The sequence below is a fragment of the Staphylococcus croceilyticus genome (genome assembly GCF_002902575.1).
GTDB classification, from domain to species: domain Bacteria; phylum Bacillota; class Bacilli; order Staphylococcales; family Staphylococcaceae; genus Staphylococcus; species Staphylococcus croceilyticus.
On sequence record NZ_PPRD01000053.1, the window covers coordinates 1 to 6,485 of the forward strand.

At 35.3% G+C, this 6,485-nt stretch carries 7 protein-coding genes; all 7 read left to right on the top strand.

Annotated features, from left to right (window positions below; all coding sequences use genetic code 11):
• The first annotated feature begins 162 nt into the window (after nucleotides 1–162).
• The 7 genes from ispE (at nucleotide 163) to CD128_RS07365 (ending at nucleotide 6,146) form a co-directional block, all read left to right on the top strand.
• Nucleotides 163–1,011 (top strand): 4-(cytidine 5'-diphospho)-2-C-methyl-D-erythritol kinase, encoded by an 849-nt coding sequence (gene ispE, locus CD128_RS07335; RefSeq protein WP_103329367.1) that lies wholly within the window; start codon nucleotides 163–165, stop codon nucleotides 1,009–1,011.
• Between the two features lie 13 nt (nucleotides 1,012–1,024).
• Complete coding sequence (gene purR, locus CD128_RS07340) at nucleotides 1,025–1,849, top strand: pur operon repressor (protein WP_103329368.1); 825 nt, start codon at nucleotides 1,025–1,027, stop codon at nucleotides 1,847–1,849.
• 16 nt (nucleotides 1,850–1,865) lie between these two features.
• Nucleotides 1,866–2,246: a RidA family protein gene (locus CD128_RS07345; RefSeq protein WP_103298612.1), complete on the top strand. Its 381-nt coding sequence runs from the start codon at nucleotides 1,866–1,868 to the stop codon at nucleotides 2,244–2,246.
• Nucleotides 2,247–2,313: 67 nt separating this feature from the next.
• Nucleotides 2,314–2,616, top strand: a complete 303-nt coding sequence (spoVG, locus tag CD128_RS07350) for a septation regulator SpoVG (RefSeq protein ID WP_103298613.1) — start codon at nucleotides 2,314–2,316, stop codon at nucleotides 2,614–2,616.
• 227 nt (nucleotides 2,617–2,843) lie between these two features.
• Nucleotides 2,844–4,199, top strand: coding sequence for a bifunctional UDP-N-acetylglucosamine diphosphorylase/glucosamine-1-phosphate N-acetyltransferase GlmU (glmU, locus tag CD128_RS07355; RefSeq protein WP_103329369.1), 1,356 nt, complete (start codon nucleotides 2,844–2,846; stop codon nucleotides 4,197–4,199).
• A gap of 111 nt (nucleotides 4,200–4,310) precedes the next feature.
• The gene (locus CD128_RS07360; protein WP_103298615.1) at nucleotides 4,311–5,276 is read left to right on the top strand and encodes a ribose-phosphate diphosphokinase; all 966 of its coding nucleotides are present in this window, start codon (nucleotides 4,311–4,313) and stop codon (nucleotides 5,274–5,276) included.
• A gap of 216 nt (nucleotides 5,277–5,492) precedes the next feature.
• Nucleotides 5,493–6,146 carry a 50S ribosomal protein L25/general stress protein Ctc gene (locus CD128_RS07365; RefSeq protein WP_103329370.1) on the top strand — a complete coding sequence of 218 codons (654 nt, stop codon included), beginning with the start codon at nucleotides 5,493–5,495 and terminating at the stop codon, nucleotides 6,144–6,146.
• Nucleotides 6,147–6,485: the final 339 nt, after the last annotated feature.

The following is a 6,485-nucleotide window of genomic DNA, read 5'->3' on the forward strand; positions in this document are numbered from 1 at the left end:
AGACAGATATTAATGTTGTTATTTATCGTAGAAAACGGATATTAAGAGATTTTAAAATAGCTTTCATTAAGATTTTACATAATTTTACGGTGTATCTATCAAATATTTTAAGTCTTTATGTTAAAATCATCTTATTACTATTGATGAAGAGAGGGCGGAAAAATGATATATGAAACGGCACCTGCCAAGATAAATTTGACGCTCGATACACTTTTCAAAAGAGATGATGGATATCATGAAATTGCGATGGTCATGACAACTGTAGATTTAAATGATCGCCTTTCTTTTCAAAAAAGAAATGATAAAAAAATTGTTGTAGATATAGAGCATAATTATGTTCCAAATGATCATAAAAATCTTGCTTATCGGGCTGCAAAATTGATGATGGAGACCTATGATTTAAGTCAGGGTGTGACCATCACAATCGATAAAGATATTCCAGTGTCAGCTGGGTTAGCAGGAGGTTCTGCTGATGCTGCTGCTACAATGCGAGGCATGAACCGTTTATACAATCTGAATAGACCGTTAGAGGAATTAAGTGAATTAGGCATACAAATTGGTACAGATATTCCATTTTGTATATATAATAAAACTGCTATATGCACTGGTAGAGGAGAAAAAATTACGTTTTTAAACAAACCGCCGTCCGCGTGGGTGGTCTTAGCTAAACCTAATTTAGGAATATCTTCACCAGATATATTTAAAGCACTTAATTTAAATTATGCGCATCATGTACATACGAAGATGTGTGAAGAAGCCATTAATGATGGAGATTATCAAAGGTTATGCCAAAGCTTATCTAATCGTTTAGAGCCAGTTTCAATGTCATTGCATCCTGAAATTGAAAAGATAAAAAATAATATGTTGCAATGTGGTGCAGATGGCGCACTTATGAGCGGAAGTGGGCCTACCGTTTATGGTCTTGCGCAAAAAGAAAGTCAAGCGAAGAAAGTTTATAATGCAGTCAATGGCTGTTGTAATGAAGTATATTTAGTTAGATTATTAGGATAGAAGGGTTGGACTTATGAGGTATAAAAGAAGCGAACGTATCGTCTTTATGACACAATATTTAATGAATCATCCAAATCAGTTAATACCTTTAACATTTTTCGTGAAAAAATTTAAACAAGCAAAGTCCTCAATTAGTGAAGACGTTCAAATTATTAAAAACACGTTCCAAAAAGAAAAGTTAGGAACAGTGATTACAACTGCTGGCGCAAGCGGTGGGGTAACCTATAAACCAATGATGAGTAAAGAGGAAGCTAAAGAAATCATTGATGAAATTATTGCGTTATTACAAGAGAAAGAACGTTTATTACCAGGAGGATATTTATTCTTATCTGACTTAGTCGGCAATCCTACTTTATTAAATAAAGTAGGTAAGTTAATTGCTAGTATTTATATGGATGAGAAGTTAGATGCTGTTGTGACGATTGCCACAAAAGGGATATCGCTTGCCAATGCAGTCGCTAACGTATTAAATTTACCTGTAGTGGTAATTAGAAAAGACAATAAAGTAACAGAAGGTTCTACTGTATCTATTAATTATGTTTCAGGATCATCTCGTAAAATTGAAACAATGGTTCTATCTAAACGTACATTAGCTGAAAATTCTAACGTACTTGTGGTAGATGATTTTATGAGAGCAGGTGGCTCAATAAATGGCGTTATGAATCTTATGAATGAGTTTAAAGCTGAAGTAAAAGGGGTATCTGTACTTGTAGAATCAAAAGAAGTTAAACAAAGATTGATTGAGGATTATACTTCTTTAGTCAAATTATCAGATGTTGATGAATATAATCAGGAATTTAAAGTAGAACCTGGCAACAGTTTGTCTAAATTTTCGTAAAAGGAGTTTTTACAGCATGAAAACAATTAATACAAATAAAGCACCAGAAGCTTTAGGGCCATATTCACATGCAATGGTCGTGAATAATTTAGTATTTACATCAGGCCAAATTCCATTAGATACTGAAGGGAATATTGTTAGCGACGATGTAAAAGAACAAACAAAACAAGTACTTGAGAACTTATCTGTTGTACTTGAAGAAGCAGGTTCAGATTTAGAATCTGTAGTGAAAGCAACTATCTTTATTTCTGACATGAATGAATTTCAACAAATAAACGAAGTTTATGGAAGTTATTTCAGTGAACATCAACCAGCACGTAGTTGTGTTGAAGTTGCACGCTTACCAAAAGACGTTAAAGTTGAAATTGAAGTAGTAGCTAAAGTTAAAGGATTATAATTTTCTTAATTAAAAAATTGTCAAGCTTCTAACACAATCAAAGATATATACTAGGGGGGCTCACTGCATGAAAGTGACAGATGTTAGACTTAGAAAAATACAAACAGATGGCAGAATGAAAGCACTTGTTTCAATTACACTGGATGAAGCGTTTGTAATTCATGATTTACGCGTAATTGAAGGCAACTCAGGTCTTTTCGTTGCTATGCCAAGTAAACGTACACCAGATGGTGAATTCCGTGATATCGCGCATCCAATTAACTCTGATATGAGACAAGAGATTCAAGATGCCGTTATGAAAGTATATGACGAAACAGATGAAGTGATTCCTGATAAAAATGCTTCATCAGAAGAATCAGACGAAGCTTAATCAAATATATAAAATTCCTACAGGTTCAGCGCATGTTTTGTTGGACCTGTTTTTTTATGACAAGATTACAGAAAACATAGCGATTTCAGAGATGGGAATAAAAGGTTAGAATCCGAGTTATTCTTTTTTATTAAATCGGTTTTCTGTTTGTCTCCTATATTGAAAGTCGAAGCTGAGTTAAATTATAATAACTATGAAGTGCAAAATTTATTGGAGGGTTACCATTCATGCAAAGAAATGCGGTAATATTAGCAGCTGGCAAAGGCACAAGAATGAAATCAAAACAATATAAAGTGCTACATAAAGTTGCTGGCAAATCAATGATTGACCATGTATTAACAAACGTAAAACGTGCAGGGGTAGATGAAATTGTTACGATTGTAGGCCATGGCGCAGATCAAGTGAAAGAAACATTAGGCGATCAATCGTTATATAGTTATCAAGAAGAACAACTAGGAACAGCACACGCAGTTAAAATGGCACAAGAACATTTAGAAAATAAAGAAGGTACAACGCTTGTTGTATGTGGTGACACGCCTTTAATTACATCTGAAACACTAAATAAATTAATTGAACATCATGAACAATCTAATGCGCAAGCAACAGTATTATCTGCTACGGCTCAAATTCCATTTGGCTATGGACGTATTGTTCGCGATGATAATAAACAACTTAGCCGTATCGTAGAAGAAAAAGATGCGACTGAAGAAGAAAAACGTTTAACTGAAATTAGTTCAGGTATTTTTGCATTTGATAATAAAGTGTTATTTGAAAAACTTGCTCAAGTTAAAAATGACAATGCCCAAGGTGAATATTACTTGCCAGATGTAATTGCCTTAATTTTAGAGGATAAAGGTATCGCAGAAGTTTATCACACAGATGACTTCAACGAAATTATGGGTGTCAATGACCGTGTGATGTTAAGCAATGCGGAAAAAGCATTACAACAACGTATTAATATTCAACATATGCAAAATGGTGTAACAATTATCGATCCTACGACTACATTTATTGGTCCAGACGTTGAAATTGGTATGGATACAATTATTGAACCTGGTGTACGTATCAACGGCACAACTAAAATCGGTGAAGAAACCGTGATTGGTCAATATTCAGAAATCAATAATAGTCAGATTGGTTCACATGTTGATATTAAGCAATCTGTCATTAATGATTCAGTTGTTGGCGATAAAACAAAAGTAGGTCCATTTGCGCAATTGCGTCCAGGCTCAAATTTAGGCAATGAAGTTAAAGTAGGTAATTTCGTGGAAGTGAAAAAAGCAGAACTTAAAGATGGTGCGAAAGTATCTCACTTAAGTTATATTGGTGATGCTGAAATTGGTGAACGTACGAACATTGGTTGTGGTTCTATTACTGTTAACTACGATGGCGTTAACAAATTTAAAACAACTGTGGGCAAAGATGCATTTATCGGATGTAATACAAACTTAGTAGCGCCAGTAACTGTCGGCGATGGCTCTTTAATTGCAGCAGGTTCGACTATTACAGATGATATTCCACAAGATAGCTTAGCACTTGCTCGTGCGCGTCAAGTCACTAAAGAAGGCTATGTTAAAAAATAGTTTTTTAATAATATAAAGAACTTCTTTTTTTAGTTTTTTTGTTGAACATAGTAAAAGTTATTGATTTTTTATATAATAAGAGTGTCTAAGTAAAAAATTGGAGGACTATAAATGTTAAATAATGAATACAAAAATTCATCTTTAAAGATTTTCTCTTTAAAAGGGAATGAGCCGTTAGCACAAGAAGTTGCTGATCGAGTAGGGATTGAATTAGGTAAATGTTCTGTAAAACGCTTCAGTGATGGTGAAATTCAAATTAATATCGAAGAAAGTATCCGTGGTTGTGATGTCTTCATTATTCAACCAACGTCATATCCTGTTAACTTACACCTAATGGAATTATTAATTATGATTGATGCTTGTAAACGTGCATCTGCAGCGAATATTAATATTGTAGTTCCTTATTATGGTTATGCACGTCAAGATAGAAAAGCACGTAGCCGTGAACCTATTACAGCGAAATTAGTAGCTAATTTAATTGAAACAGCTGGTGCAAATCGTATGATCGCATTAGACTTACATGCGCCTCAAATTCAAGGATTCTTTGATATTCCTATTGACCACTTAATGGGCGTACCAATCATTGGTCAACATTTTGAAAATGACCCTAACATTGACCCAGAAGAATGCGTAGTTGTTTCACCTGACCATGGTGGGGTAACACGTGCGCGTAAATTAGCTGACATTTTAAAAACTCCGATTGCGATTATTGATAAACGTCGTCCAAAACCAAACGTAGCTGAAGTAATGAATATTGTAGGTGATATTCAAGGCCGTACAGCGATTATTATTGACGACATTATTGATACAGCAGGTACAATCACATTAGCTGCACAAGCACTTAAAGATAAAGGTGCTAAAGAAGTTTACGCATGTTGTACACACCCTGTTTTATCAGGTCCTGCTAAAGAACGTATCGAAAATTCAGCAATTAAAGAATTAATCGTGACTAACTCAATCTTACTTGATGATAGTCGCAAACCAGCAAATACAAAAGAATTATCAGTAGCTGGATTATTAGCACAAGCAATTATTCGCGTATACGAAAGAGAATCAGTGAGTGTATTATTTGACTAAAATTTACAAATGCGTTTGACTTCTCATTTCCAACCGTGTATAATACATTCGTTCGTGGTTTTACGAACTAATAAACACTTGCAAGCAACTATTAAGTTGATGGGTAAGTGAGGATAAGTTTAGACATTTCATTAATATATGAGAACATCGCACTTGGATAGATGTTGTCATATAATAGTACGTGTCAAAACTTTAATATGAAAGGTGGAAATACGAATGGCTGCATTAAAGTCAATCATCCGTCAAGGTAAACAAACTCGTTCTGACCTTAAAAAATTACGTAACACAGGTAAAGTACCTGCAGTAGTTTATGGTTATGGTACTAAAAATACTTCAGTTAAAGTTGATGAAGTTGAATTCATCAAAGTGATTCGTGAAGTTGGACGTAACGGTGTCATTGATTTAGGCGTAGGTTCTAAAACAATTAAAGTAATGGTATCAGATTATCAATTTGATCCACTTAAAAACCAAATTACACACATCGACTTCTTAGCAATCAACATGACTGAAGAACGTACTGTTGAAGTACCAGTTCACTTAGTTGGTGAAGCTGCTGGCGCTAAAGAAGGCGGCGTAGTTGAACAACCATTATTCGACTTAGAAATTACAGCTACTCCAGAAAACATTCCTGAAGCAATCGAAGTAGACATCACTGAATTACAAATCAATGATAGCTACTCAGTTGCTGATATTAAAGTATCTGGTGACTTCACTATCGAAAACGATCCAGAAGAATCTGTAGTAACAGTAGTTCCTCCAACTGACGAACCAAGTGAAGAGGAAATCGAAGCTATGGAAGGCGAAGCTGCAACTGAAGAACCAGAAGTTGCTGGCGAAGATAGCGAAGAAGAAAATAAAGACGAAGAATAATTCGTCTCAAACTGTCGACAAAGTCTCTGACTTTGTGGGCAGTTTTTTTATGTGCATTTTTTTCAGACGGCTGGGTTGTAAAGTAGTTCTTAAATGGATCATCATTTCACTTAAGTTGAGAGATGCTTGCCTAGGGGGCTGGGTCGAGCCACGGTCTTGTAAAGCAGTTCTTAGATGAATGTTACTCATTTTGTTGCGACGCTTTCCAGGGGTGCTGTCTCTAAAGCAGTTCTTAAATGGATCATCATTTCACTTAAGTTGAGACGCTTGCCTAGGGGGCTGGGTCGAGCCACGGTCTCGACACTCATCCTGCTCCCTCAGGCGTCGCTCAACTACGTT

Excerpts from the sequence above, each read along its gene's own strand:
- ispE (WP_103329367.1), top strand. The coding sequence starts at position 163 with ATGATATATGAAACGGCACCTGCCAAGATAAATTTGACGCTCGATACA.
- purR (WP_103329368.1), top strand. The coding sequence starts at position 1,025 with ATGAGGTATAAAAGAAGCGAACGTATCGTCTTTATGACACAATATTTA.
- CD128_RS07345 (WP_103298612.1), top strand. The coding sequence starts at position 1,866 with ATGAAAACAATTAATACAAATAAAGCACCAGAAGCTTTAGGGCCATAT.
- spoVG (WP_103298613.1), top strand. The coding sequence starts at position 2,314 with ATGAAAGTGACAGATGTTAGACTTAGAAAAATACAAACAGATGGCAGA.
- glmU (WP_103329369.1), top strand. The coding sequence starts at position 2,844 with ATGCAAAGAAATGCGGTAATATTAGCAGCTGGCAAAGGCACAAGAATG.
- CD128_RS07360 (WP_103298615.1), top strand. The coding sequence starts at position 4,311 with ATGTTAAATAATGAATACAAAAATTCATCTTTAAAGATTTTCTCTTTA.
- CD128_RS07365 (WP_103329370.1), top strand. The coding sequence starts at position 5,493 with ATGGCTGCATTAAAGTCAATCATCCGTCAAGGTAAACAAACTCGTTCT.